This is a genomic window from Rhizobacter sp. P2_G4, from assembly GCF_056403575.1.
This window is the reverse complement of record NZ_JBFUFG010000001.1, coordinates 1,135,444-1,159,762: the sequence shown is the minus strand read 5'-3', so window position 1 is coordinate 1,159,762 and position 24,319 is coordinate 1,135,444. Positions and strand designations below refer to the sequence as shown.

At 67.6% G+C, this 24,319-nt stretch carries 22 protein-coding genes; 11 read left to right on the top strand and 11 right to left on the bottom strand.

From position 1 onward, the window contains the following. Positions 1-7 precede the first annotated feature (7 nt). The 6 genes from AC1DYS_RS05490 to AC1DYS_RS05465 all read left to right on the top strand — a co-directional run bounded on the left by AC1DYS_RS05490 (position 8) and on the right by AC1DYS_RS05465 (position 6,602). Entirely contained in the window at positions 8-424 is a 417-nt protein-coding gene (locus AC1DYS_RS05490; protein WP_047487553.1) for a F0F1 ATP synthase subunit epsilon, read from the top strand. Between the two features lie 190 nt (positions 425-614). Beyond that, positions 615-1,817, top strand: coding sequence for an ROK family protein (locus AC1DYS_RS05485; RefSeq protein WP_477896812.1), 1,203 nt, complete (start codon positions 615-617; stop codon positions 1,815-1,817). Further along, the gene (locus AC1DYS_RS05480; protein WP_477896810.1) at positions 1,814-3,298 is read left to right on the top strand and encodes a sugar ABC transporter ATP-binding protein; all 1,485 of its coding nucleotides are present in this window, start codon (positions 1,814-1,816) and stop codon (positions 3,296-3,298) included. The genes AC1DYS_RS05485 and AC1DYS_RS05480 overlap by 4 nt, the downstream gene beginning before the upstream one ends. Further along, positions 3,279-4,292 carry an ABC transporter permease gene (locus AC1DYS_RS05475; protein ID WP_477896808.1) on the top strand — a complete coding sequence of 338 codons (1,014 nt, stop codon included), beginning with the start codon at positions 3,279-3,281 and terminating at the stop codon, positions 4,290-4,292. The genes AC1DYS_RS05480 and AC1DYS_RS05475 overlap by 20 nt, the downstream gene beginning before the upstream one ends. An 85-nt stretch (positions 4,293-4,377) precedes the next feature. Further along, positions 4,378-5,343, top strand: coding sequence for a substrate-binding domain-containing protein (locus AC1DYS_RS05470; RefSeq protein ID WP_477896806.1), 966 nt, complete (start codon positions 4,378-4,380; stop codon positions 5,341-5,343). A gap of 92 nt (positions 5,344-5,435) precedes the next feature. After that, entirely contained in the window at positions 5,436-6,602 is a 1,167-nt protein-coding gene (locus tag AC1DYS_RS05465) for a Gfo/Idh/MocA family protein (RefSeq protein WP_477896804.1), read from the top strand. Positions 6,603-6,624: 22 nt separating this feature from the next. Here AC1DYS_RS05465 and AC1DYS_RS05460 read toward each other — a convergent pair whose 3' ends face one another. From AC1DYS_RS05460 to AC1DYS_RS05445, 4 genes are read right to left on the bottom strand one after another with little or no spacing between them, the layout of a single operon-like run. After that, the gene (locus AC1DYS_RS05460; protein ID WP_477896802.1) at positions 6,625-7,200 is read right to left on the bottom strand and encodes a DUF3617 domain-containing protein; all 576 of its coding nucleotides are present in this window, start codon (positions 7,198-7,200) and stop codon (positions 6,625-6,627) included. Positions 7,201-7,230: 30 nt separating this feature from the next. After that, entirely contained in the window at positions 7,231-7,737 is a 507-nt protein-coding gene (locus AC1DYS_RS05455; protein ID WP_477896800.1) for a TPM domain-containing protein, read from the bottom strand. Positions 7,738-7,739: 2 nt separating this feature from the next. Further along, complete coding sequence (locus tag AC1DYS_RS05450) at positions 7,740-8,618, bottom strand: TPM domain-containing protein (RefSeq protein ID WP_477897286.1); 879 nt, start codon at positions 8,616-8,618, stop codon at positions 7,740-7,742. A gap of 7 nt (positions 8,619-8,625) precedes the next feature. Next, positions 8,626-9,234 carry a LemA family protein gene (locus AC1DYS_RS05445; protein WP_477897284.1) on the bottom strand — a complete coding sequence of 203 codons (609 nt, stop codon included), beginning with the start codon at positions 9,232-9,234 and terminating at the stop codon, positions 8,626-8,628. Positions 9,235-9,330: 96 nt separating this feature from the next. On the opposite strand from AC1DYS_RS05445, the gene AC1DYS_RS05440 reads away from it, so the two are divergent. Next, positions 9,331-10,122, top strand: coding sequence for a hypothetical protein (locus AC1DYS_RS05440; protein WP_477896798.1), 792 nt, complete (start codon positions 9,331-9,333; stop codon positions 10,120-10,122). Here the strand turns inward: AC1DYS_RS05440 and AC1DYS_RS05435 are convergent. Genes AC1DYS_RS05435 through AC1DYS_RS05420 form a run of 4 tightly spaced genes read right to left on the bottom strand, consistent with a single transcriptional unit; the run spans position 10,073 to position 14,824 of the window. Continuing rightward, positions 10,073-11,359 carry a biosynthetic peptidoglycan transglycosylase gene (locus tag AC1DYS_RS05435; RefSeq protein WP_477896796.1) on the bottom strand — a complete coding sequence of 429 codons (1,287 nt, stop codon included), beginning with the start codon at positions 11,357-11,359 and terminating at the stop codon, positions 10,073-10,075. The two genes, AC1DYS_RS05440 and AC1DYS_RS05435, sit on opposite strands and share 50 nt — an antisense overlap. A gap of 17 nt (positions 11,360-11,376) precedes the next feature. Continuing rightward, positions 11,377-11,907 carry a hypothetical protein gene (locus tag AC1DYS_RS05430; RefSeq protein ID WP_477896794.1) on the bottom strand — a complete coding sequence of 177 codons (531 nt, stop codon included), beginning with the start codon at positions 11,905-11,907 and terminating at the stop codon, positions 11,377-11,379. Continuing rightward, a complete protein-coding gene (xrtQ, locus tag AC1DYS_RS05425) occupies positions 11,894-12,736 on the bottom strand; it encodes an exosortase Q (RefSeq protein WP_477896792.1) in 843 nt (280 codons plus the stop codon). The genes AC1DYS_RS05430 and xrtQ overlap by 14 nt, the downstream gene beginning before the upstream one ends. A 12-nt stretch (positions 12,737-12,748) precedes the next feature. Continuing rightward, a complete protein-coding gene (locus AC1DYS_RS05420; RefSeq protein ID WP_477896790.1) occupies positions 12,749-14,824 on the bottom strand; it encodes a VIT and vWA domain-containing protein in 2,076 nt (691 codons plus the stop codon). Positions 14,825-14,988: 164 nt separating this feature from the next. Here AC1DYS_RS05420 and AC1DYS_RS05415 point away from each other — a divergent pair, with 164 nt between their 5' ends. Next, positions 14,989-15,240: a DUF1161 domain-containing protein gene (locus AC1DYS_RS05415; RefSeq protein WP_477896788.1), complete on the top strand. Its 252-nt coding sequence runs from the start codon at positions 14,989-14,991 to the stop codon at positions 15,238-15,240. Here AC1DYS_RS05415 and creC read toward each other — a convergent pair. Next, positions 15,224-16,684 (bottom strand): two-component system sensor histidine kinase CreC, encoded by a 1,461-nt coding sequence (gene creC / locus AC1DYS_RS05410; protein ID WP_477896786.1) that lies wholly within the window; start codon positions 16,682-16,684, stop codon positions 15,224-15,226. The two genes, AC1DYS_RS05415 and creC, sit on opposite strands and share 17 nt — an antisense overlap. Before the next feature lie 196 nt (positions 16,685-16,880). On the opposite strand from creC, the gene AC1DYS_RS05405 reads away from it, so the two are divergent. After that, positions 16,881-18,980 (top strand): GGDEF domain-containing protein, encoded by a 2,100-nt coding sequence (locus AC1DYS_RS05405; protein WP_477896784.1) that lies wholly within the window; start codon positions 16,881-16,883, stop codon positions 18,978-18,980. Next, complete coding sequence (locus AC1DYS_RS05400) at positions 18,977-21,097, top strand: tetratricopeptide repeat-containing diguanylate cyclase (RefSeq protein ID WP_477896782.1); 2,121 nt, start codon at positions 18,977-18,979, stop codon at positions 21,095-21,097. Before AC1DYS_RS05405 ends, AC1DYS_RS05400 begins: the two co-directional genes overlap by 4 nt. Positions 21,098-21,110: 13 nt before the next feature. Here the strand turns inward: AC1DYS_RS05400 and creB are convergent, their stop codons facing one another. Beyond that, a complete protein-coding gene (creB, locus tag AC1DYS_RS05395; RefSeq protein WP_477896780.1) occupies positions 21,111-21,815 on the bottom strand; it encodes a two-component system response regulator CreB in 705 nt (234 codons plus the stop codon). A 180-nt stretch (positions 21,816-21,995) separates the two neighbouring features. After that, positions 21,996-22,916: a cysteine synthase A gene (cysK, locus tag AC1DYS_RS05390; RefSeq protein WP_477896778.1), complete on the bottom strand. Its 921-nt coding sequence runs from the start codon at positions 22,914-22,916 to the stop codon at positions 21,996-21,998. A gap of 297 nt (positions 22,917-23,213) precedes the next feature. Between cysK and hemE the strand changes: the two genes are divergently transcribed. After that, positions 23,214-24,305 (top strand): uroporphyrinogen decarboxylase, encoded by a 1,092-nt coding sequence (gene hemE, locus AC1DYS_RS05385; RefSeq protein ID WP_477896776.1) that lies wholly within the window; start codon positions 23,214-23,216, stop codon positions 24,303-24,305. The last annotated feature ends 14 nt before the right edge of the window (positions 24,306-24,319 follow it).

The following is a 24,319-nucleotide window of genomic DNA, read 5'->3' as shown; positions in this document are numbered from 1 at the left end:
AACGACCATGGCAACCCTGCACGTAGACGTCGTCTCAGCCGAAGAAAGCATCTTCTCCGGCGAAGCGAAGTTCGTCGCCTTGCCGGGTGAACTGGGCGAGCTCGGGATCTACCCGCGCCACACGCCTTTGATCACTCGCATCAAGCCGGGCGCGGTGCGCATCCAGCGCGCTGACAACGACCAGGAAGAGTTCGTGTTCGTGGCCGGCGGCATTCTCGAAGTGCAGCCAGGCACGGTCACCGTGCTCGCCGACACCGCGATCCGCGGCAAGGACCTGGACGAAGCCAAGGCCGTCGAGGCTCAGAAGCTTGCCGAAGAAGCGCTCAAGAACGCCAAGAGCGAACTCGACCAAGCCAAGATCCAGAACGAACTGGTGGCCCTCGCCGCTCAAGTGGCTGCGCTGCGCCGCTTCATGAAGAAGTAATACCTCGCGTCGGCCTGTGCCGAACGACCAACCCGCACCTGCCAAGCAGCTGCGGGTTTTTTCTTGCCTGCAGTTCTCCTCTCGCTTAGCCAATCGACCCGAAATGGTTCGAACATCGATCTTGCCTGGCTGAAGTTGGACGCCTAGCATGCCCTGATCGAGCCACGTCAGATGGCCATCAGGAGACAAGATGAGCCCTTGGACCGACTTGTCGGGCAGTGAACTGACCGTGCTGGACAGCGTGTTCTGGTGTGGCGGACTTTCGCGCGACGCGCTCGCCAACCGGGCGTCCTTCTCCAAGACACGTGCGAACGCCACCGTGGCAGGCCTGCTCGACCAGGGCCTGCTGGAAGAAGCCGGACTGCAAAGTTCGTCCGGAGGCCGTCGACCCGAGACGCTGCGGCTCCATCACGGGCTGGGTGTGCTGCTCGGTGCCGATCTCGGCGCCACCGGCCTCGAGGTGGCCGTGCTCACACCAGACCTGCAAGTGCTGGCCAGCCACCGTGAGGCCGCGGACGTGCGCCGCGGCCCCGGCCTCGTGCTGTCACGCGTGCGTGCGCTGATGGCCGAGCTGTTGGCGCAATGCGGCAAGACGGCGCGCGATGTCGTCGCCATCGGCATCGGTGTGCCAGGGCCGGTCGATTTCGAAACCGGCCAACTCGTCAACCCGCCGCTGATGCCCGAGTGGGACAGCTTCTCCATCCGCGACGACCTGCGTGCCGACTACAGCGCGCCCGTCTTCGTCGACAACGATGTCAACCTGATGGCGCTCGGCGAGCTGTGGCGGCTACAGCGCGGCCTGCAGAACTTTCTCGTGATCAAGATCGGCACCGGTATCGGCTGCGGCATCGTCTGCCACGGCGAGGTCTACCGCGGCGCGAATGGGTCGGCCGGCGACGTCGGCCACATCTGCGTCGACCCGCACGGCCCGCGCTGCCACTGCGGCAACCTCGGCTGCGTGGAGTCGATGGCCGGCGGCCCCGCGATCGCCGCGCAAGCCATCGAAGCGGCCCGGGCTGGCGAGAGCCCGATGCTCGCCGCCGTGTTGGCTGAGCGCGGCACGATCACGCCGTTCGATGTCGGCCAGGCCAGCCGAGCAGGCGACGCGGCCTCGAACGCCATCGTGCAACGCGCCGGCGCCTTGATCGGCCAGATGCTCGCCAGCATCGTCAACTTCTTCAACCCATCGCATGTGTTCATCGGCGGCGGCATCACGCGCATCGGCCCGCTGTTCCTGGCCTCGTTGCGGCAGAGCGTCTACCACCGCTCGCTGGCCCTTTCCACACGCCATCTCGAGATCCAGTACACACCGCTCGGCGAACAGGCCGGCGTGATCGGCGCCGGCGTGCTGGCGATGCACGAGACGATGAAGGCGCGAGGTGTCGTGTCATGAGCGTCGCCGTCGAGTTCATCGATCTGCGCAAGGCCTTCGGCCCGGTGCAGGTGCTGCACGGCGTGAGCTTCGCGCTTGAGCCCGGCCGCGTGATCGGCGTGCTCGGCGAAAACGGCGCCGGCAAATCGACGCTGATGAAGATCCTTGCAGGCTACGAGCAGATGAGCGGCGGCGAGATGCGCATCAACGGCCAGCCGATGAGCTTCAGCGGCTCGCGCGCGGCCGAAGCCGCGGGCATCGTGCTGATCCACCAGGAGTTCAACCTCGCCGAAGACCTGACGATCGCGCAAAACATCTTCCTCGGCCACGAGCGCAAGCGCGGCTGGCTGCTCGACGACGACGCGATGCGCGCCGAGTCGGCCCGTGTGCTGCAGCAGGTCGGCCTCCAGGCCAGCCCCGACACACTGGTCAAGCACCTCATCGTCGCCGAGAAGCAGCTGGTCGAGATCGCCCGCGCGCTCGCACGCAAGGCGCGCCTGCTGATCATGGACGAGCCCACCGCCACGCTCACGCTCGGCGAAACCGAGCGCCTGTTCACGCTGATGGCGCAGCTCAAGGCCGACGGCGTGACCCTCCTCTACATCTCGCACAAGCTCGACGAAGTGGAGCGCGTCACCGACGAAGTGATCGTCATGCGCGACGGCCGCTTCGTGGCGCGCGAGGCCACCGCCAAGCTCACACGCCACCAGATGGCGCAGCTGATGGTCGGGCGCGAGCTGGCCGATCTCTTCCCGCCCAAGGAGCCGCCGCCCGCGGGCGCAGCACCACTCCTCGAAGCCAAGCACCTCCGCGTGCCGGGCTGGGCAGAAGACATCAGCTTCGACGTGCGCCCCGGCGAGATCCTCGGTTTCGCCGGCCTCGTCGGCGCCGGTCGTACCGAGCTGTTCGAAGGCCTGCTCGGCCTGCGCCCCTGCACGGGCCAGCTCGAGATCGGCGGCGAGCCAGTGCGCCTGCGTAACCCGCGCGAGGCGGCTGACAAGGGTCTGACCTACCTGAGCGAAGACCGCAAGGGCAAGGGCCTGCACGTGCGCTTCGGCCTGCGCGAAAACCTCACGCTGATGGCGCTCAAGCGTTACGCCCGCCCCTGGCTGCGGCCGGTGGCCGAACAGCAGGCGCTGCGCGGTGCGGTTGACGCCTTCGGCATCCGCACCGGCAACCTCGACGCACCCGCTTCATCGCTCTCTGGCGGCAACCAGCAGAAGCTCGCGCTCGCCAAGGTCCTGCACCCCGATCCGCGCGTGGTCGTGCTCGACGAGCCGACCCGCGGTGTCGACGTGGGTGCCAAGCGCGACATCTATTTCCTGATTCAGCGCCTCGCGCACGAAGGCCGCGCAGTGATCGTGATCTCGTCCGAGTTGATGGAGCTGATCGGTCTGTGCCACCGCGTCGTGGTGATGCGGGGCGGCCGCCTGCAGGCCACGCTGGACGCCACCCAATTGACCGAAGAGGAGCTCATCGCCCATGCCACCGGAACGCATTGACGCGGCTGTCGCACCCGCCGTGGCCCGACAGCCAGCACGCTGGCGCGCCCGCCTGCACGGCCTCGGTCCTGTGGCCGGGCTGGTGCTACTGTGCATCGCCGGCACGCTGCTCAACAGCGATTTCGCGACGCTCGACAACGCGATGAACCTGCTCACGCGCACGGCCTTCATCGGCATCATCGCGGTGGGCATGTGCTTCGTCATCATCTCCGGCGGCATCGACCTGTCGGTGGGCTCGATGGCGGCGCTGATCGCCGGCAGCGTGATCCTCTTCATGAACGCCATCGCGGACTCCATCGCCTCGCCCGTACTCGTGGTAGCGCTGGGCATGGGTTTCGCGCTGATCCTGGGCGCGCTATTCGGGCTCGCCCATGGGTTGCTGATCACCAAGGGCCGCATCGAGCCCTTCATCGTGACGCTGGGCACGCTCGGCATCTTTCGCGCCTATCTCACGTACTTCTCCAACGGCGGCGCGATCACGCTCGACAACACACTCGCCGATGCCTACGGGCCCGTCTATTACGCAAGCCTGCTCGGCGTGCCGATCCCCGTCTGGGTGTTCATCGGTGTCGCGGCGCTGGGCGGCGTGATCCTCAACCGCACCGCCTACGGCCGCTACGTGCAGGCCATCGGCTCCAACGAACAGGTGGCGCGCTATGCCGCGGTCGACGTCGACCGCATCAAGGTCATCACCTACGTGCTGCTCGGCGTGTGCGTCGGCATTGCGACCTTGCTCTACGTGCCGCGTCTCGGCTCGGCGTCACCCACCACCGGCCTGCTGTGGGAGCTGGAGGCGATCGCAGCGGTGATCGTCGGCGGCACGGCGCTCAAGGGCGGCGCCGGCAGCATCACCGGCACCGTGGTCGGCGCGGTGCTGCTCTCGGTCATCAGCAACATCCTCAACCTCACCAGCATCATCAGCGTGTACCTCAACGCGGCGGTGCAGGGCTTCGTGATCATCGTCGTGGCCTTCATGCAGCGGCGCCAGCGCTGATCGCGATGACAAGGCTTTTCCTCGCTTCCCCACTGCAGCGACAGGCTGCGCTTCTTTCCTTCCATCAAAAAACGGAGACAACACCATGAAATTCGCTGTTCGCCTGCTCGCCATTGCCGCCACCGCGGCCGGCGCGCTCAGCTTTGCATCCGGCGCCTTTGCGCAAAACAAGGTCAACCTCGGCGTTGCCATCCCTGCCGCCACGCACGGCTTCACCGGCGGCATCGTCTGGTGGGCCAACGAAGCGAAGAAGGAACTCGAGAAGGCCCACCCCGACCTCAAGATCACCATCAAGACCGCCGCCAACGCGGGCGAGCAGGCCAACCAGCTGCAAGACCTGGTGACCGCCAGCAAGATCAACGCGCTGGTCGTGTTCCCCTTCGAGTCCGCGGCGCTCACCAAGCCGGTGGCTCAAGTCAAGGGCAAGGGCGTGTACGTGACGGTGGTCGACCGGGGCCTCACCGACACGAGCGCGCAAGACGCGTATGTCGCCGGCGACAACACCGCCTTCGGCAGGATCCCCGGCGAATACCTGGTGAAGGCGCTCGGCGGCAAAGGCAACATCGTCGCCATGCGCGGCATCGCCACCACGCTCGACAACGAGCGCATGGACGCGTTCAACGCCGCCATCAAGGGCAGCCCCGACATCAAGCTGCTCGACGCCAAGTACGCCAACTGGAATCGCGACGACGCCTTCAAGACGATGCAGGACTACCTGACGCGCTTCAAGCAGATCGACGCCGTGTGGGCGGCCGACGATGACATGGCCGTGGGCGTGCTCAAGGCCATCGACCAGGCCAAGCGCACCGACATCAAGATCGTGTTCGGCGGCGCCGGTGCCAAGGGCATGATCAAGACGCTGATGGACGGCAAGGACCCACGCATCCAGGCCAACGTGTCGTACTCGCCGAAGTTCATCTACGACGCGATCAAGCTCACCGCTGAAGCGCGACTGAAGAACGACAAGCTGCCGGCCACGACGATCATTCCGTCTGTTCTTATCACCAAGGACAACGCAAAAGACTTCTACTTCCCCAACTCGCCGTTCTGAGTACCCAGGGCGCGGGCGTGCAAGACATGCCCGCGCCTCGAACCAGCAGCTCGACATCCACGTCACCTTCGCCACGAACCACAGGCATTCTCATGAGCGATTCAACGAACCGGACCCTGCGCTACGCGATGGTGGGCGGTGGCCGCGGCGCCTTCATCGGCAGCGTGCACCGCGCCGCCATGGCGCTCGACGGGCAGATGCAGCTGGTGTCGGCCGCGCTCTCATCGCAAGCGGACAAGGCGCTTGCCTCGGGGCGCGACCTGCGCCTGCCCGATGCACGCAACCACACCAGCTGGCAGGCCTTGCTCGCGGACGAGCTGAAGCGTCCGCCCGAGGAGCGCATCGACTTCGTCTCCATCGTCACGCCCAACGACCTGCACTACCCGGTGGCCAAGGCCTTTACCGAAGCCGGCATCCATGTGGTGTGCGACAAACCCCTCGTGCACACCAGCGCGCAGGCGCAAGACCTGCTGCAGGCCACCGCGCGTGCCGGCACGGTGTTTGGCGTGACGCACAACTACACCGGCTACCCGATGGTGCGCGAAGCGCGCGCCATGGTGAAGGCCGGCGCCATCGGCGCCATTCACAAGGTGATCGTCGAATACCACCAGGGCTGGCTGGCCCCGCAGATCGCTACCGGCGACAGCAGCGGCGCCTGGCGCACCGACCCCGCCCGCAGCGGCCCCGGCGGCGCGCTGGCCGACGTGGGCACGCATGCCGAGAACCTGCTTTGCACCGTCACGGGCCTCGGCATCGAGAGCCTGTGCGCCGACCTCACCGCCTTCATTCCCGGCCGCCGGCTCGACGACGATGCCAGCCTGCTGCTGCGCCTGAGCAATGGCGCGCGTGGCGTGCTGATGGCCTCGCAGGTAGAGACCGGCTGCGAGAACGACATTCGCCTGCGTGTGTTCGGCAGCCTCGGCTCGCTCGACTGGCGGCAGGAAGACCCGAACCAGCTGGTGCATTCGCCGATCGACGGGCCGAAGCGCATCCTCACGCGTGGCTCGCCGTGGCTGAGCGAGGCGGCCAAGCGCGCGGTCCGCATCCCGGCGGGCCACCCCGAGGCCTTCATCGAGGCCTTCGCCAACATCTACCTCGGCGTGGCCGCCGACATCCGCGCTCGTCTGGCCGGCACAACGGCCGACCCACTCGACGCCGACTACCCCACGCTCGGCGACGGTGCGCGCGGCGTGCGCTTCATCGAGAAGGTGATCGAGTCAGCCGCGAGCAGCAGCAAGTGGACATCGATGGCCGATTGATCTGACGGCCTGACGCAGCCCCTCAGGGCTTGGCCTTGTGTGCAGGCGCCGTCGGCGGTGAAAACGGCTTCAGGTCGCCGCAGTCGGCACCCAGCCACTTGGCGTTGAGCGTCATCTTCGACAGGTGCTCTTTGCCCTGCATCGTCATCGTCGTGCTGCTCTTGACGGTGTAGGCCTCGGCGCTCGTGAATGCCGCTTCGCCATCGGTCACCGACGGCGGCTGGTCGCAGGTGGACCGCCACTTCCAGAGGCTGCCGCCGGTGTTGAAGTCGGTCTTGCAGCGGGTCTGCTGGCCTTGCCACTTGCCCGAGTCGAGCGACTCGCGTGTCATGCACATCTTCATCTGGCCCGGGCCACCGCTCATGTCGATGCCGTGCTGCTTCATGTTGTCTTCCATGCGCTTGCGCATGTCGGGCGGCATGGTCTTCAGCTGGGCGCCCATGTCCGGCACCTTCTTGCCGTCGCTCATGTTGTCCGTCTGCACCTGCCACAGCCCCGGCTTGATGGGTGGGGATGGCGGCGCAGACTGCGCCTGCGCGGCGGCGGCGCACACCATGAGCATGCCGCCCAGGGCACCGCGAGGAAGGCGAGATTTCATCAGGTTCTCCAAAAGCGTGGCGCGAGGCGCCTACTGGACCACAGGTGCGTCAGGCAGCTCATTGGGATTTGCCACATGCGCCTCGACACCAAAATGCCAGGTCAGCAGCGCACCCACCGCATCGACCGCGTCGTTCAGCCCCGCCTCGTAGCGGCCGGCACGGAAAGCCTCGGCCATGCCGTCGGTCAACGCACGCCACTGCGCCGCATCGACTACGCGGTTCAGGCCGCGGTCGGCCACGATCTCGATCGCATGCTCGGCCAGCAGCAGGTAGATCAGCACGCCATTGTTGTGCTCCGTGTCCCACACGCGCAGCTTGCCGAACAGGGCCACCGCACGCTCACGCGCGCTCGCGTTGCGCCACAGGTAGGACAGCGGCAGGCTCGCCTCGATGCACAGGCGAATCTCGCCACTGTGCTGCCGCTCGCTCGCAGCCACGCGCTCTTGCAATTGCTTGAGCGCGGGGGCACCGAGCGCGCGGCGTGCATCGGCTTCGTCGAGCCAGCGGTGTTTGAAGATGCGCAGCCAGCGGTTCATGCTCACCACCGCCCGCCGGCACCACCGCCGCCGAAGTCGCCGCCACCGCCTGAGCTGAAGCCGCCACCTCCACCGCCCCCGCCGCCGAATCCACCTCCACCGCCCCCACCGCCCCAGATGACGGGCATGCCGCCACCCCGGCGCGAGCCGACGCCGAACACACCCACGAGGATCAGCGCGACGATGCCCGCCCCCGCGGCCAACAGCATGCTGGTCGTCAGGAACCAGCCCACCCCGCCCGCGGCGCCTGCCGTCACCAGCGAACCGAGCTTGCGGCCGAAGATGCCCGTCAACACCGCACCGAGAACCGGCACACCGACGAAGAAGAAGATCGCCATGTCTTCCAGGTCGAAGCCGGAGCGTGCGGACCGGGTGCTCTTGCGTGCAGAAGGCTCGGGCAGGCCTTCGGTGCCGATGCGCGCAGCCAGACGATCGACTGCGGCGTTGAGGCCGCCGGCGTAGTCGCCCGCCTTGAAGGCCGGGATGATGCGCTCCTCGATGATCTGCTTGGCGGCGAGATCGGGCACGGCGCCTTCGAGCGCCTTGGCCACCGTGATCCACACCGCGCGGTCGTTCTTCGCGACCACGATCAGCAGCCCGTCGCCCACGTCCTTGCGGCCGATCTTCCAGGCCTCGCCGATGCGCTGCGCGTAAGACGCGATGTCTTCAGGCTGCGTGGTGGGAACGATCAGCACCACGACCTGCGAACCGCGCTCCTGCTCCACCTTGGCCAGCTTGGCGGTGAGCGCCTGCACCTGCACCGGCGTGAGCGTGCTGGTCGTGTCCACCACGCGGCCCGACAGCGGCGGCACCGGCAGCACGTCTTGCGCGTGCAGCGGCGCCATCCACAGCGCCACCAAGCAGGCGAGCAGCCAGCGCATCGTCACCTTACTTCGAGGCGGGCTTGTCGAAGTTGACCGCCGGCGGCGTCGATATCTCGGCTTCGTTCTGCACCGTGAAGCTGGGCTTGGGCGAGTAGCCGAACATCTTGCCGGTCAGGTTGGTCGGGAAGCTGCGTGCCAGCACGTTGTACTCGGCCACCGCCTTGATGAAGCGGTTGCGCGCCACGGTGATGCGGTTCTCCGTGCCCTCGAGCTGCACCCGCAGGTCCTGGAAAGCCGCATTGGCCTTCAGGTTGGGGTAGTTCTCGGTGACAGCGAGCAGGCGGCTCAAGGCGCCGCTCAGTTCGCCCTGTGCCTTCTGGAACTTGTCGAACGCAGCCGGGTTGTTGATCAGCTCCGGCGTGGCCTGGATGCTGGTGGCCTTGGCGCGCGCCTCCACCACTTTCGTCAGCGTCTCCTGCTCGAAATTGGCCTCGCCCTTCACCGTGGCCACGATGTTGGGGATCAGGTCGGAGCGGCGCTGGTACTGGTTGAGCACCTCGGCCCAGGCGGCCTTGGTCTGCTCGTCGAGCCGCTGGAAGTCGTTGTAGCCGCAGCCGCTCAAGCCCAGCGTGGCAGCGAATGCGAAGGCGGCGAGCCAGAGTCTGCGAATCATCATGTGTCCTTCTTGCAAGTGGCAGCGCGCATGCTACCCCGGGGCCAAGGTGCGGCGGCGCCCCTGCATTTCAAGAGCGAGGGGATACTGGCAGCCATGTCCTTGATCCACGACGCCCTACGTGCCGGCCACGCACCGCCCGTTCACCGGCGCGCTGCCGGCCCGCGTGTTTTGGTGGCCGGCGGCGGTGGCGCGCTCGGCTCTGCACTGCTGGAGCAGTTGCTTGGGGCGCGGCACTTCGCGCAGGTGAGCGTGCTGGTCACGCAGCCGGTGCAGGCGGCCTTGCGCGGGCTGGTCTCGGTGATGTGGGGCGAGGCGTTGGCGCCGAACGCGGCGCTCGACCGCACGGCCGTCGTGGTGTTCGACCGCCAGCGTGGCGTCAACGGGCGCGAAGACGCTTTCATGAAGCCGCAGCCGGAGCAGCTGCCTGTCTTGGCCGCCTGGTTGCAATCGCGCGGTGTGCGGCACCTGCTTGTCGTGATGCCGCACGCGCAGGCCAGCCTGCCCGACGCGCTGAAACGCGGGCTTGCGAGCCTTGATGAACACGCCGTCGCCACGCTGGGCTTCGAACACCTGGTGTTCATGCGCTCGGCGCAGGCGCCCAACCATGAGCGCCACGACCATCCGGCGCAGCGGCTCGCGCACTGGATGCTCTCGCAGCTGCAGATGATGGTGCCGCAACGCGAGCGGCCAGTGCGCGTCGCCAAGGTCGCGCAGTTCGCTGCCGAACTGGCGGCCCGGCTGTCCAGCTCACCCCCAGGCACGCGTGTCGTCCCGCCGGAGGTCGTGTGGGAAGCCGCTCAGGCTCAGAACATCGCGACGCTGGCGACTCACTGGCTCAGCGGCCAGCCGCTGCCCGAGACGCCGATACAGCCATCGCGGATGTGAGTGCCGGGCGCGGCGGCTGCCACCGCTGCGCGGCATCGAGCAGTGCCTCCCGCTCGCGCCGGGCCACCGGCCGCAGCTGATCGGCCACCCAGGCGACGCGCTGCACATTCACCTGCCCGTCACGCGCCAAGCGGGCGAGCTCGCGATCAGGGTTGTGCAGCAGCGTGGCCAGCCACACGGCTTCCATCGGTGAGAGTTGGTCTGCTGACTTGTTCAGGAAGTGTTTCGCCGCGGCGTGGGCTCCGCACTGACCATCACCCCAGGGCGCCATCGCAAGGTAAAGGTTGAGCACGCGCGCCTTGCCGAGATTGCGATCGAGTTCGACCGCGTAGAGCAGCTCGCGCAGCTTGCGGCCGTGGCTGCGGTCGTCGCCGGTGTAGACGAGCTTGGCGAGCTGCTGTGACAACGTGCTCGCCCCATGCAGCGTGTCGCCCGACCGCTGGTGCGTGGACCAGGCGGCGACGATCTCGGCCAGGTCGTAGCCCGGGTGCTCGTAGAAGCGCTGGTCTTCGGCCGCGATCACCGCGCGCGGCAGCCAGGCGCCGAAGTCGGCAGCAGCCCCGCAGGCCGGCAGCGCATCGGCCAGCGCGTCGGTGCCCAGGCCCGCGACACGCAGACCGTCGACACGCGGCTTCAGCGTGAACTCATTCGACGGCAGGCGCCACTGCGCTTTCACGCTCAGGCGGCCATCGATCTGCGCACGGGCCACGGGAATGTCTTGCTTGAACAAGGCGAAGGCGCGCAGAACCGGCTCGTCGACGATGCTGAAGTTCAACGTGAGCTGATCGCGCTCGACACGCGAGGACCAACGGCCGTGCAGTGCCTGCGGCGCATCGCCGAGCGCGAAGCTGCCCTGCAGGTTCATCTCGATGTCGGGCACCACGTTGAACTCGATGCGCGAAACACGCATCGCCTCACGGCCGAGCTCACCTACATGCAGCGTGCAGGGCGCACACACGCCACGCCAGGTGTTGGGCGCGGCCAGCGCTTCCCACTGCACCGCACCGTACGGCGTACGCAGCGTGCGGCCTGCGAGCAGGTGCAGCGTGAAGGGGTGGCTCGCGATGCGCAGCACGGCCGGCACGCTGACGTCGCGCTGCCAAGGCCCGATCTGCACACTGTGCGTCCATTCGCCCGCCGCCGGCTTCAATGCCCGCAGAACGCCTGCGAGCACCAGCGCCAGGCTAAGCAGCAGGCCCAGCAACAGACCGAAGAAAAGCTTGACCCATTTGTTCACAATGCCCTCGCCTTGATTCACAACGACCAGGCGGTCGTGATGGCTTGCCAGGGGCCGGTGGATTGGCCCAGTTGCGCCGCCCAGAACCAGCTCGACGCGTCGGTGTAGGTGCGGCCCTGCGCATCGACAATGCGCTCGCACACGCGCAGGCGCTTGCCGTCGCGTTCGGCGACGAAGCAGCGCCACAGGCCTTGCTGCGCATCGCGTTCGAGCTGCGCTTGCTGGATGCGGTAGCCGAGGCCGCGGTAGCAGTCGGCCGCAGGGTGCAACATGCGTGTCGGCTGGCGCACCTCGCGCAGCACGATCACCTGCTCGTCGTCCGTGAGGCGCGCGATGCGGCCCGGGAACTGCGATGCGAAGCGCGTCTCGACCGTGCTCAGCGCGAGCGGACGCAGCCGGCGGCCTTCCCAGGTGGCGGGCCACTCGGCCGCCTGCACTGCCGTCTCGCCACTGCCCGCCGCCGGGCGCTGCGCCAACGGCGCGAGCGCGCAGGCCGCGAGCACGGCGGCGAAGAGCGGCTTGCTCCACCACCCGTCAAGCGTGCTCATCGCGGCCTCCGCGGATCACCATCACCACACCGGCGCACACCAGCGTCAGCACGACCAGGCCGACGCCCTGGTGCACGGACTCCGACACGGCGTCTCGCTGTGCTTCGAGCGCCACCAGCACGCTGTTGCGCAGCACGTTGCCGCTCAGCACCATCACGCCGACCCACGGCAGGCGTGCCAGCAGCTGCCGGTCGCGCAGGCCACTGAAGGCCGCCACGGCGCAAGCGCAGAAGTACGCCATCCACACCATCTGCACACCGGAGCACGGCGCGTCGACGATGACCAGCCGGCCTTCAACCTGCATCGCCGTGCCGCTGCGCTCGGCGACGAAGCCCGCCGCTTGCAACAGCCAGGTGCTCAGCTGCGCCGTCACCACGCGCAGCGGAAAGCCGGCATAGAACTGCAGCGACGACACCACCGGCAGTGACAGCACCGCGAGCCCCGCCATCGGCAGCACCGCGTGGCCCGAAGGCATGAAGGAGCGCAGGCCCAAGGCCAGCGCCAACGCCGCCAGCAGAGCACCGATCAGCGGCGGCGCCGCGAACACGGCCAGCGTGGCGCCCGCGGTGGCGACGAGCGACGCCGCGAGCCAGCCCGGCTTCGGCGCGCCACGCAGTTGCGGCTCCAGCCTAGCGACGACGCACAGCAAGGCCAGCAGCGCGGCGAGGCCGAGCGGGTCGTCGGACCCGTCCATCACGCGCGCCGCGGCCCAGCGCCAGTGCGGCCACAGCGCCGCCGCTTGCAGCGCAAGCCATGCCAGCGGCGGCATCGCATCGAAACGGCCCAGCCAGCGCCCGCTGGACTGGGTGGCAATGACGGTCGAGTTCATGTTGGGTTCGCTTCAGTCGCGGCGACGCGACCACAGCGTCGCGGCCACGATGCCGATCACCACCAGCAGTGCCAGCAGCGCACCCGGCTCAGGCGTGCTCGGCACTTCGGCGCCGATGGCGGCATTGCTCACGCCTTCAGGCATCGGCGACGGCTGGTCGACACGCTGCGCCAGCGCCGGGTTCGGGTTGCGCACGCGCTGGTCGACCGCGATGAAGCTCGTGTATTGCGTGAGCAGGCTGTAGGTGAGGCCGAGTTGCGTGATGGCGGGCTTCTGTGCGCCATTGCCTTCGAGCGCCTCCTGGTCGCTCAGCGCAGCGATGCGCTGGCGAGCCCACAGGTGGCGCAGTGCCGACGAGGTCTGGTCTTCCCGGCCGGCAGTCGCCAGCTCGTTGCGGTACTGACCGTCCGCAGTGCGACCTTCAACGATCAGCTTCGCGTTCACCGGCAGGCCGGCTTGGCTGTCGTCGCGGCGCCATTTGCCGAACACCACCACCGGGCGGCCGCCCAGCACATCGGGCAGCTGGGCCGGCTCCACGTCGTACACGTCCAGCCCTTCGAAGCGAGCCTTCACCTGCGTCAGCACCGGAGACTCGATGATCTTGCGCAGACGCTCGGCCTGGTCGGCCGCCTGCTCGGGTTTGGTGACGATGAAGGCCTCGCCCTGCCCCGCGCGCGCCATGCCTTCGATCAGGTGGCGGTTGACGCTGCTGCCGATGCCGAAGGCGAAGACGTTGCTCTGGTTGAGGCTCTGGCGGATGAGCTGGAACACCTCGGCTTCAACGCTCACGTAGCCGTCGGTCACGAAGATCACGCTGCGCGACACGTCGTCGGCCTTGGCCAACGCAGCCACGCGCTTGAGCGCCGGCACGATCTCGGTGCTGCCGCCACCGCCCATCGCATCGATCGTCTTGATGGCTTGCTCGATGTTGGCGCGCGTGGCGGGCACCGAGGTCGGCGAGAGCATGCGGTTGCTGCCCGAGAACAGCATCACGTTGAAGGTGTCGCTCGCTCGCAGGCCGCCGATCAGGTTGCGCAGCAGCACCTTGGCGGTCTCCAGCGGGTAGCCGTGCATGGAGCCCGAGATGTCGACCACGAAGATGTAGTCGCGCGGGTTGATCTGCTTGGTGGCGATGGCCTTGGGCGGCTCGATCATCGCGAGGAAAAAGTTCTCGCCGCCGTCGTCCGGGCCGCGGAACAGCATCAGGCCCGACTCGATGCGGTCACCCGCCAGGCGGTAGTTGAGGATGAAGTCGCGGTTGTTCGCCGACACCTCGCTGGGCTTGAGCGACACCACGGCGTGCCAGCTGCCGGCGCCGTCGACCATCACCTCGTGCGAAGGAGATGCAATCTCTTTCACCGGCACCGGCGTGTCCAGCGTCACGCGGATGGTGAAGGCCGTTTGCGAAGGCTCGCCGCTCTTCAGGTAAGCGCCGCCAATAGCCGGGCCGTTGCCTTCCGCGCGGGTCGGGCTGTTGTAGCGCGGGCCGACGACGGTCGGGAACACGAAGCCGTACTGCGCGTCGCGCGGCGTCAGCAGCTCGGTGTAGTGCAGCTCTACCGCCACGTCGTCGCCGGGCAGGATGTTGGCCACGTTCATCTCGAACACGTTCGGACGCTGCTGCTCCAGCAGAGCGCTGGTCTTGCCCTCCTTCTTCGCGGCTTCGTACTCGATGCGGGCCTGCTGTTTCTCCTTGATGCGTGCGGTGAGCAGGCGGTCGCCCAGGCGCACGCTCATCGCGTGCACCGCTGCCTGCGTCGAACCCGGGAACAGGTAACGCGCCTCGATCGCGCGCTGGCCTTCGTTGCGGTAGTGCTGGGTCACCGTCACGTCGGCGATCACGCCGGTGATGCGCACGTCCACATGGGTCGACTTGAGCGGCAGGCGGTCGGTGCCCGGCTCGCTGCTGTTGACGGCGAAGTACGGGCTCTCGCCCTTCTGCGCCTCCGAATCGTCGGCGCGGGCTGGTGACCAGAACAGCATCAGCACGGCGGAGAAGAGCGACAGCGCGATGCACCACATCACACGGCCGGTGCAGGTGAGCGGGTGCAAAGGCGCTTTGGAATAGAAGCGGCGCGGGCGGGACATGGCGGTTTTTCTCCTGGGCGGCCACACCGATGCGGTGGGCCTGGGTGCCAAGGATCGAGCGCCCGTGCGAAGACGGTTTGAAGCCTGAGGCGCGTTTTGTGAAGCCTGTGTGAACTGCGCGCCAGCACCGATACTGGCGGCGTTCTTCAATCAGGAGTCACCCGATGAAAGTGTTTGCCTTGTCTCGTGTTTTGCCTTGCGTTCTGTCTGGCGTTCTGGCGATCGCCGCCGCCCCTTCCTTCGCCGCCAAGCCGTGCGATGAGCTCAAGACCGAGATCGCCACCAAGCTCGATGCGGCCCACGTCACCGGCTACACGCTGGAGATCGTGGCCACCGACCAGGTGGGCGAGCGCAAGGTCGTCGGTAGCTGCGACGGCGGCAGCAAGAAGATCGTCTACGTCAAGCCGGCGAAGTGATTCGCGTCGCCTGCTCGCTCAGCGGCAGGGACAAGGTGGCCAGCGCGCCACCTTCGGGCGCGTTGGACAGCGTCACGCGCCCTTCGTGCAACTCAGCAACCTCTTTCACGAAGGGCAGGCCGAGCCCGGTGCTCTTCTTGCGCGAGTGCGGCCGCGCCAGCGAATAGAACTTCTCGAACACCTTGTCTCCGGCGTAATCGGGAATGCCGGGCCCGCGGTCGCGCACCGTCACGTCGACCATGCGGCGGTGCCTCGCAAGCCCCAGCGTCACGGTGCCGCCGGGCGGCGAGAAGTCGATGGCGTTGGCGACCAGGTTCGACAGCGCCTGCTGGAGCAGGAAGGCATCAGCCTCGACCGTCGCATCGGCGATGCCGTCCGCCACGACGACGTGCAGCCCACGCGCCTCGGCCGCTGGCTGCGCACTCGCGGCCAGCTCGTGCAGCAGCGGCTTCAGCGCCACTGGCGCGGTGGCGTCGAGGCTGCGGCGCGACTCGAGGGCGGTGAGCTCCATCATGCGATCGACCAGCTCCTGGATGCGCTGCGTCTCGCGCGAGATGTTGGCCAGGAAGCGCGCACGATCGGCATCGGGCATGGGCTCCTGCAGCAGCTCGGCCGCGCCGCGGATGGCCGACAGCGGGCTCTTCACCTCGTGCGTGAGCGTCTGCACATAGTCGGCCACATAGTTGCGGCCGGCCAGCGCATCGCGCATCTCGTCGTAGGCGGCTCGCACCGAACTCAGCGCCCTTCGGCTCAGGCGCAGCAGGCTGAACGAGCGCTGCGCGCGCACGTAGCGCACGTAGTCGGCAAACACGCCGAAAGGCCGCACCAGCCACACCGACAGGATCACCACGAACAGCAGCACCGCCACCACCGAGATCGTGCCGACCAGCACCGTCTTTCGGCGCGCCGCCTGCACGAACTGGCCGAAGCTTTGCACGGGCTTGCCCACGCTGACCGCCCCGATGATCTGGTTGGCCACGCGAATCGGCGCGGCCACGTACATCACCGAGGTTCGCGGATCGGTCTCGACATCGGGCGTGGTGCGTGCGCCGTACTCGCCTTGCAGCGCGAGCCTCACGTCGCGCCACTGCGAATAGTCGGCGCCGAGTGCGCGGTGGGTCGAGTCGAACACCACGCGCCCGCCACGGTCGACCACCGCCAGCCGCATCTCGACACGCGTCTTCTCGAAGCCATAGATGTTGGCCTTGAAGCGGCGCGCATAAAGGGCCTGGAACACCGGGTCGAGCGCATCGGCCTGCAATGTGCCGTCGCGCGACACGCCCTCGATCAGCGTGGCCAGCAGCTGCGCCGTTTCAACCAGTGATTCTTCGGCCGATTCGCGGTAGCGCGGGTCGATCTCCTCGAGCTGGCGGTACATCAGCAGGCCCACGCCGGCCACGTAGGCCAGCAGGATGCCGATGAAAATGCGCGTTCGCTTGCTCATGGTGCGACGTTATCAGGCAGGTGCAAGTTCGCCCCGTTGGAGCGCGTTGCAGGGCGCACTGGAGTGATGCGCGCCGGGGTAGCGTGACAAAAACACTCGCACGGCGTCTTTCGCTTCGCCAAGGCCCGCTCCAGCGGGTAAAACGCGCGGTGCTGCTTTCCATCCCATCGCGCTGCCCGCTGACCCACTCCCGTTGATGACCTCGTCTCCGCTCCCGGCCCCGTTCTCGCGTGCCGCCACCGGCCGCGCGACCGGGTTGCGCCAGCGCGCGGCTTGGCTCGCGCTCGCCACCTCACTGCTGATGGGGCTGGCGCTCGATGCAAGCGCCGCAGCGGCGGTCAAAGCCGAGGCCGCCGACACGTTGATCGAGGCTCTGGCCGACGAGGGCCGGGCACGCCCGCTCGAGACCGCTCGCGCGTTGCTGGCGCTGGCATCCGAGCCGTACAGCGTGCGCCGCCGCGAAACCATGTTTGCGCGCGGCGTGCTGCTGGCGGCTGCACGCCAGCTCGACACCGCCGAAACGATCGCACGCGAATTCGACCAATGGGACGAGGAGCGGCCCGACCCCATCGTGCGGGCCAGTGCCATGCTGCTGCGTGTGCGCATCGCCTTGCGGCGCGGGGACTCGAAGAGTGCCGAGCCGCTTACCGTTCAGTCGCTCGCGCTGCTGCCGCCCGACGCACCCGTTCTGGTGAAGTTTCGCCACGTGCGCCAGCTCGCCGAACTGCGCAACGATGCCCTTCGCGTCGACGACGCATTGCGCCTCTGGCACGACGCGCTGAAGCTCGCCAACGAGAGCGGCCGTGCCTCGCGCCGGGTGGACGCACTGTCCCACCTCGCCTTCGCGTATCACGCCGCCGGCCAGGCCGAGCGTGCACGCCGGTTCAGCGACGAATCGATCGCGGTCGCAGAGGAAGCGAACGACTGGATGTCGATTGCCAACGCGTACAACACGCGGGCCATCCTGTACGACGCCGCCGGCGACATGGCGGGCGAGCGCCGCGCATTGCAGAACGCCATCGACAACGCCCGCCGTGCCGGTGCCAAGGCCGAGGAGTCCCTGTTCAGCGCGAACATGTCGAACTTCTTTCTCATGACCAACGAGCCGAAGACGGCCATCGCCTACGCTGAGCGCGCACTGCCGTTGGCGCGCCAGGTCGGCGACACCGAAGGCGAGGTGGTCGCGCTCAGCAACATGGGCCTGGGCTACATCGCACTGCGTCAAATCGACACCGGCAAGCGGTTGGTGAACGAGGCACTGGCCATCGAGCAGCAGCGCGGCATGGTGGCCAGCGTGGCCGACGGCAACCGCGAACTCGGCGCCGCACTGGAGCGGGCCGGCGACGCGGCCGGTGCAATCGCAGCGCTGCACGCCTACCGCCACGACTCGGACGCAATCCTCCGCAGCGGCACGCAAAAGGCGATGCTGGCGGTCCAGGAACAGTTCGACGCCGATCAGCGCAGCGCGCAGCTCGAACTGCTTTACCGCGAGAACCGGCTCAAGGCCGAGCAGCTGAAGCACGGCACGCTGCTGCAGCAGCTGTGGCTGGTGCTGGGCTTGCTGTTCGCACTGTCGATCCTCGGCGTGACCATGCTCTACCGTCGAGTTCGCCGGACCAACCAGGCACTGGTTGCGAGCAACCAGATGCTGAAGGTGCAGAGTGAGCGCGACCCGCTGACCGGGCTGGCCAACCGGCGCTACTTCCAGGGCGCCATGCAGAAGCTGGCGCCAGACGGCAAGATCGTCGGCACCGTGGCGCTGATCGACGTCGATCATTTCAAGTGCATCAACGACAGCCATGGGCATGCCGCCGGGGACGCGGTGCTCGAAGAGGTGTCTCGCCGGCTGCGTGCCGCGCTGCGCGACGACGACATGATCGTGCGCTGGGGCGGTGAAGAGTTTCTCGTCGTGGCGCAGACGACCGCCGGCGACACCGCCGACACGCTGGCGCAACGCATGCTGAACGCGATCAGCGGCGAGCCGGTGGTGTACGAAGGCCGGCACATCGCCGTGACGGCATCGATCGGCTTCGCGACCTTTCCGATCGCGCCAACGCAGCTTGCGGTGGCATGGGAACGCGCCATCCGCCTGGTCGACGCCGCGATGTACCTGGCCAAGGACCATGGCCGCAACCGCGGCTACGGCGTGAAGCTGCTGCACGCCCGAGACGAGGCCGGCATCGACGCCGTCGCCAGCGAACTGGAGTTTGCTTGCCGCGAAGGCCAGGTTGCGCTGACGCTGCTGCAAGGGCAGCAGGCCGACCTGCCGTGCGAGGCCGAGGCGGAATGGGCATGAGCGCAATTCAGCGGCCTGCGCGCGCCTTCGTCCTCGCCTTGGCGCTCGGCTGCGCACTAGCGAGCAACGTCAGCGCGCAGACGAACACATCGTCATCGGCCCGCTGGGTCGCGGGCTCACTGGATGATCGCGTCGACCGTCTGGTGCGCGAAGGCTATGAGCGGCCAGGGCCCGCGAGAACCGAACTCGACCGCTTGCGCACGAAGCCTGGGCTTTCGCCGCGCGAGAACATCGTCGTGCTGCAAGGCCTCGCCGCGGTAGAGCTCCAGATCAATCGCCTGGCCGAAGCTCGCGCCATCGGTGAGCAGATGACGGTGATGGCGCGCGATGCAAACGACCCGATCGGCACCGCCGTGGCACGGCTCGTTCAAGGCCTGATCGCCGACACGGCGGGGCAGATGGACGAGGCCGCAGCCTCGGCACAAGCCGCGCTCGGCCCGCTGCAGCAAGCCTGCAACAACGGGCCGGTGGTCGACAGCGATTGCGACTACCGCTCGGCATGGCGCAGCTTGCGGCTGCTGGGGCGACGCTCGATGGCGCTGGGCGCCGTGTCGATGGCAAGAGCGCATGAGAAATCGGCACTGGCCGTCGCCGCGCGGGCCGGTGACGTGCATCGACAAGCCATGAGCCTGGGTACGCTCGCAGTCCTGGCGCAGCGCAGCGACGAGTCGGCCGCCGTTCAGCCGTTGCTGCAACAGGCCTTCCGCCTGGCCGATGCGTCGGGCGACGTGGCGCTGCAAGCCCGCACGCGCAATGACGCCGCCACCGCCAGCGACCGCAGCACGAGCACCGGGACCAGTCCCGGCACCAGCAAGGCCGACATGCTGCGCTACCGCCAGGAAGCACTGGTCTTGGCTCGCAAGGCCGGCGAACCGCGGCTGGAGGCACAGATGCTCACCAACCTGAGCGACGCGTACATGCGGCTCAAGCAGCCAGCCGAGGCCTTGCAGGCCGGCCAGCAGGCCTTGGCCATCGTGCGCGGCCTCGGCGAAGGCGCGGCCGAGCCGGCGATATTGATCAACAACATCGGCATCGCGAAAATCGGACTCGGCCGCATTGATGCCGGCAAGCAGGACCTCGCCGACGTGCTCGACATCTGGAAGCGCCGCGGCGACCTGCGGCATCAGGCCGAGTCGCTGCGCGAATACGGCGAAGCACTGGCCGCCGCAGGCGACGCACACACGGCCCTGCAGCTGTATCACCAGGAACGCGAGATCAGCGCCAGTCTGGCCAAGGCCAACGGCGAAGCGGCGCTGAAGGAATTGCGGCTGCAGAACGATGCCGAAGCCAAGCAGCGCAGCATCGAGCTGATGGCCCGTGACAACGCCCTGAAGACCGAGCAACTCGGCAATGGCGAGCTGCGCCAGCGCATCGCCTGGCTGGTGGGCGCGCTGATGTGCCTGTCGATCGGGCTCGTGTGCCTGCTGTACCGCCGCGTTCGTGAGATCAATCGCCGACTGAGCGCAAGCCATGACAAGCTGCGCATGCAAAGCGAGCGCGACACGCTGACCGGCCTGGCCAATCGTCGCCACGTGCATGCCACGCTGCAGGCGATGGGCGCGCAGCGCGGGGCGGGGCAAGGCTTCGAAGGCACGCTGCTGCTGGTTGACGTGGACCATTTCAAGCAGGTCAACGACCGCATCGGCCACGCCGCTGGCGATCAGGTGCTGGTGGAGATGGCGCGCCGGCTGACCCACGCCACCCGGCGCGACGACCTGGTCGCACGCTGGGGTGGCGAAGAGTTCCTGATCCTCGTGCCCAAGGCCTCGGCCGAGCAGGTCGACCAACTGGCCGCCCGCGTGCTCGAGGCGGTGTCGGGCACGCCCATCGAAGCAGGCGGCCGCTTGCTACGTGTCACCGCGTCAATCGGCTACGCACGCTTTCCGTTGCCGCCGCATGCCGTGCCACTGAGTTGGGAGCAGGCGATCAACCTGGTCGACCTGGCGCTCTACATCGCCAAGAGCGAAGGTCGACACCGCGCCATCGGCATCACCGGCAGCAGCGCGGCCAGCGTGCAGGCGCTGCAGGCTGTGGAGGCCGATTTCGATCGTGCGCGGCAGGACGGGCGGGTCACGCTGGTTCGAGCGATCGGCGTCAGTCTGCCGATCGCAGCCTGACGAGCTAGGGGTCCTAGGCCGGCAGCGTCGTCGGCAAGTCCTCGGCCAGCGCGTAACCCGTGCCGCGGTGGGTGCGGATCGGCTCCAGCGTGGGCGCGACGGTTTTCATCTTCGCGCGCAGCGTCTTCACGTGGGCATCGACGGTTCGGTCCAGGCTTTCGGTGGCGTCGTCCCACACGCGCTGAAGCAGGGCGTCGCGCGAGAACACGTGGCCGGGCCGGGAGGCGAGCGTCTGCAGCAGGCCGAACTCGTAGCGCGAGAGTTCGAGCAGCGCGCCGTAGAAGCGGATCTGCCGCTTGCCCTCGTCCACGCTGAGCGGCAACGCGGGAGGCTGCGGAGGGGCAGCCGGCGCCTTGGCGCTGCGGCGCAGGATGGAGCGCACGCGAGCCACCAGTTCGCGCGGCGAGAAGGGCTTGGCCACATAGTCGTCAGCCCCGAGTTCGAGGCCGACCACGCGGTCGATCTCGTCGCTGCGCGCGGTGAGAAACACGACCGGCAAATCGGTGAACTCGCGCAGGCGCTTGAAGACCTCGAAGCCACTGGTGTCGGGCAGGCCGACGTCGAGGATCACGAGCGCCGGCATTTGCGCCTTCACCTGCGCAAGCGCTTCTTCACCGGTGGCCACCCAGGCCGGATCGAACCCTTCGGTTCGTAGCGCGTATTGCAGCGTGTCGGCAATGCCGGGTTCGTCTTCGACGATCAGGACGCGTGGTTTCATTTCAAACTCTGAAGGCTGAGGCGCCGGCCAAGCGCCGGGCCGCTCCCAAGCTGGCCGGCAATCCCCTCGGGGGAGCGGAAGCGGACCAGGATTCCCCGACTGCTCGGGGAATGCCCGCTGGAGCGCCAACAGGCTTGCGAGCCGGTTGGCCGTTTGCCCTGTTCAGCGATCGAGGGGCTGTCATTCCGCGGGCAAGAAACCTTCGATGGAGAGGTAGCGCTCGCCGGTGTCGTAGTTGAAACCCAGCACCGTGGCACCCTTGGCCAGCTCGGGCAGCTTCTGCGCGATCGCAGCCAGCGTGGCACCGGACGAGATGCCGACCAGCAGGCCTTCTTCGCGCGCCGAGCGGCGGGCGTACTCGCGGGCGGCTTCGGCCTCGACCTGGATCACGCCATCGAGCAGATCGGTGTGCAGGTTCTTCGGGATGAAGCCCGCCCCGATGCCCTGGATCGGGTGCGGGCTGGGCTTGCCGCCGCTGATGACGGGCGAGGCGCTGGGCTCCACCGCAAACACCTTCAGCTTGGGCCACATGGCCTTGAGCACCTTCGCGCAGCCGGTGATGTGCCCGCCGGTGCCCACACCGGTGATCAGCGCATCGACACCGCTCGGAAAGTCGGCCGCGATCTCCTGTGCGGTGGTGCGCACATGCACGTCGATGTTGGCCGAGTTGTCGAACTGCTGCGGCATCCACGCACCCGGGGTCTCCGCCACCAGCTCGGTGGCGCGGGCGATGGCGCCGTTCATGCCCTTCTCACGCGGCGTTAGCACGAAGGTGGCGCCATAGGCCAGCATCAGCCGGCGGCGCTCGACGCTCATGCTCTCGGGCATCACCAGCACCAGCTTGTAGCCCTTCACAGCCGCCACCATCGCCAGGCCAACGCCGGTGTTGCCCGAAGTCGGCTCGATGATCGTGCCGCCGGTCCTCAGCACCCCGCTCTGCTCCGCCGCCTCGATCATCGAGAGCGCAATGCGGTCCTTGATCGACCCGCCCGGATTCGCCCGCTCGCTTTTCACGTACACGCTGTGCGAGTTGCCGAACAAGCGGTTGATGCGGATGTGCGGCGTGTTGCCGATGGTCTGCAGAACGTTCTGAGCAAGCATGGCATCTCCTTCAAGACAAGCGATGATGGTCGCATATCTTCAGACAACGAGAGGGCTTCGATACCTCAGTCCGAGCGGGTGGAGGTCTGCGAACGGACCTCAAAAGCGAGCAACGCGAAGCGTGACAGAGCAACGCCCGCGGAGCCGGCTTCGCCGGGCCGCGGGGTGGGCCTTGCAGGCCGCGCCGGGCGAGACGCCCGGCCCTTCGCCAGGCACATCTCGTCCACAGGACAAGATGTGTCCGGGCTCAGCCCCCTGGGGGCAGAAGCGAAGCGACTGGGGGCCATAATTCCTTCGATGTTTGCCCCCCTACAAAACGACACCTTCCTGCGGGCTTGCCTGCGCCAGCCCACCCACTACACGCCGGTGTGGTTGATGCGCCAAGCGGGYCGCTACCTCCCTGAATACCGTGCCACCCGTACCAAGGCCGGCAGCTTCATGGGCCTGGCAACGAACACCGATTTCGCCACTGAGGTCACGTTGCAGCCGCTGGAGCGCTACAAGCTTGACGCGGCCATTTTGTTCAGCGACATCCTCACCGTACCCGACGCCATGGGCCTGGGCCTGAGCTTTGCGCTCGGTGAAGGGCCCAAATTCGCGTCACCGGTGCGTGACGAGGCCGCGGTCGCGAAGCTCGAAGTGCCTGACATGGACAAGCTGCGCTATGTCTTCGACGCAGTCACCTCGATCCGCAAGGCATTGAATGGCCGCGTGCCGCTGATCGGCTTCTCGGGCAGCCCATGGACGCTTGCCTGCTACATGGTCGAAGGGGCCGGCTCGGACGACTACCGCCTCGTCAAGACCATGCTCTACAGCCGGCCCGACCTGATGCACCGCATGCTGCGGATCAACGCCGATGCGGTCGCCGCGTACCTGAACGCCCAGATCGAAGCCGGCGCCCAGGCGGTGATGATCTTCGACAGCTGGGGCGGCGTGCTGGCCGATGGCGCCTTCCAGCGCTTCAGCCTCGACTACACCCGCCGCGTCCTGGCGCAGGTGAAGCGTGAGCACGATGGGCAGCGCATTCCGCACATCGTGTTCACCAAGGGCGGTGGCCTGTGGCTGGAAGAGATTGCCGTCACCGGCGCAGACGTCGTGGGCTTGGACTGGACCGTCAACCTCGGCGCCGCCCGCAAGCGCATCGGCCATCTCGCCGCGCTGCAAGGCAACCTCGACCCGAACGTGCTCTTCGCGTCACCGGAGCAGATCCGCGCCGAGGTGGTCGCCACACTCGACAGCTTCGGGCCAGCAGAGGCCGCTGACGGGATCGCGGCCGGCCACATCTTCAATCTCGGCCATGGCATCAGCCAGCACACGCCACCCGAAAGCGTCACGGCCTTGGTCGATGCGGTGCATGAGCACTCGCCGCGCCTGCACGAGCGTGCCTGAAATCAGCGGCCCAG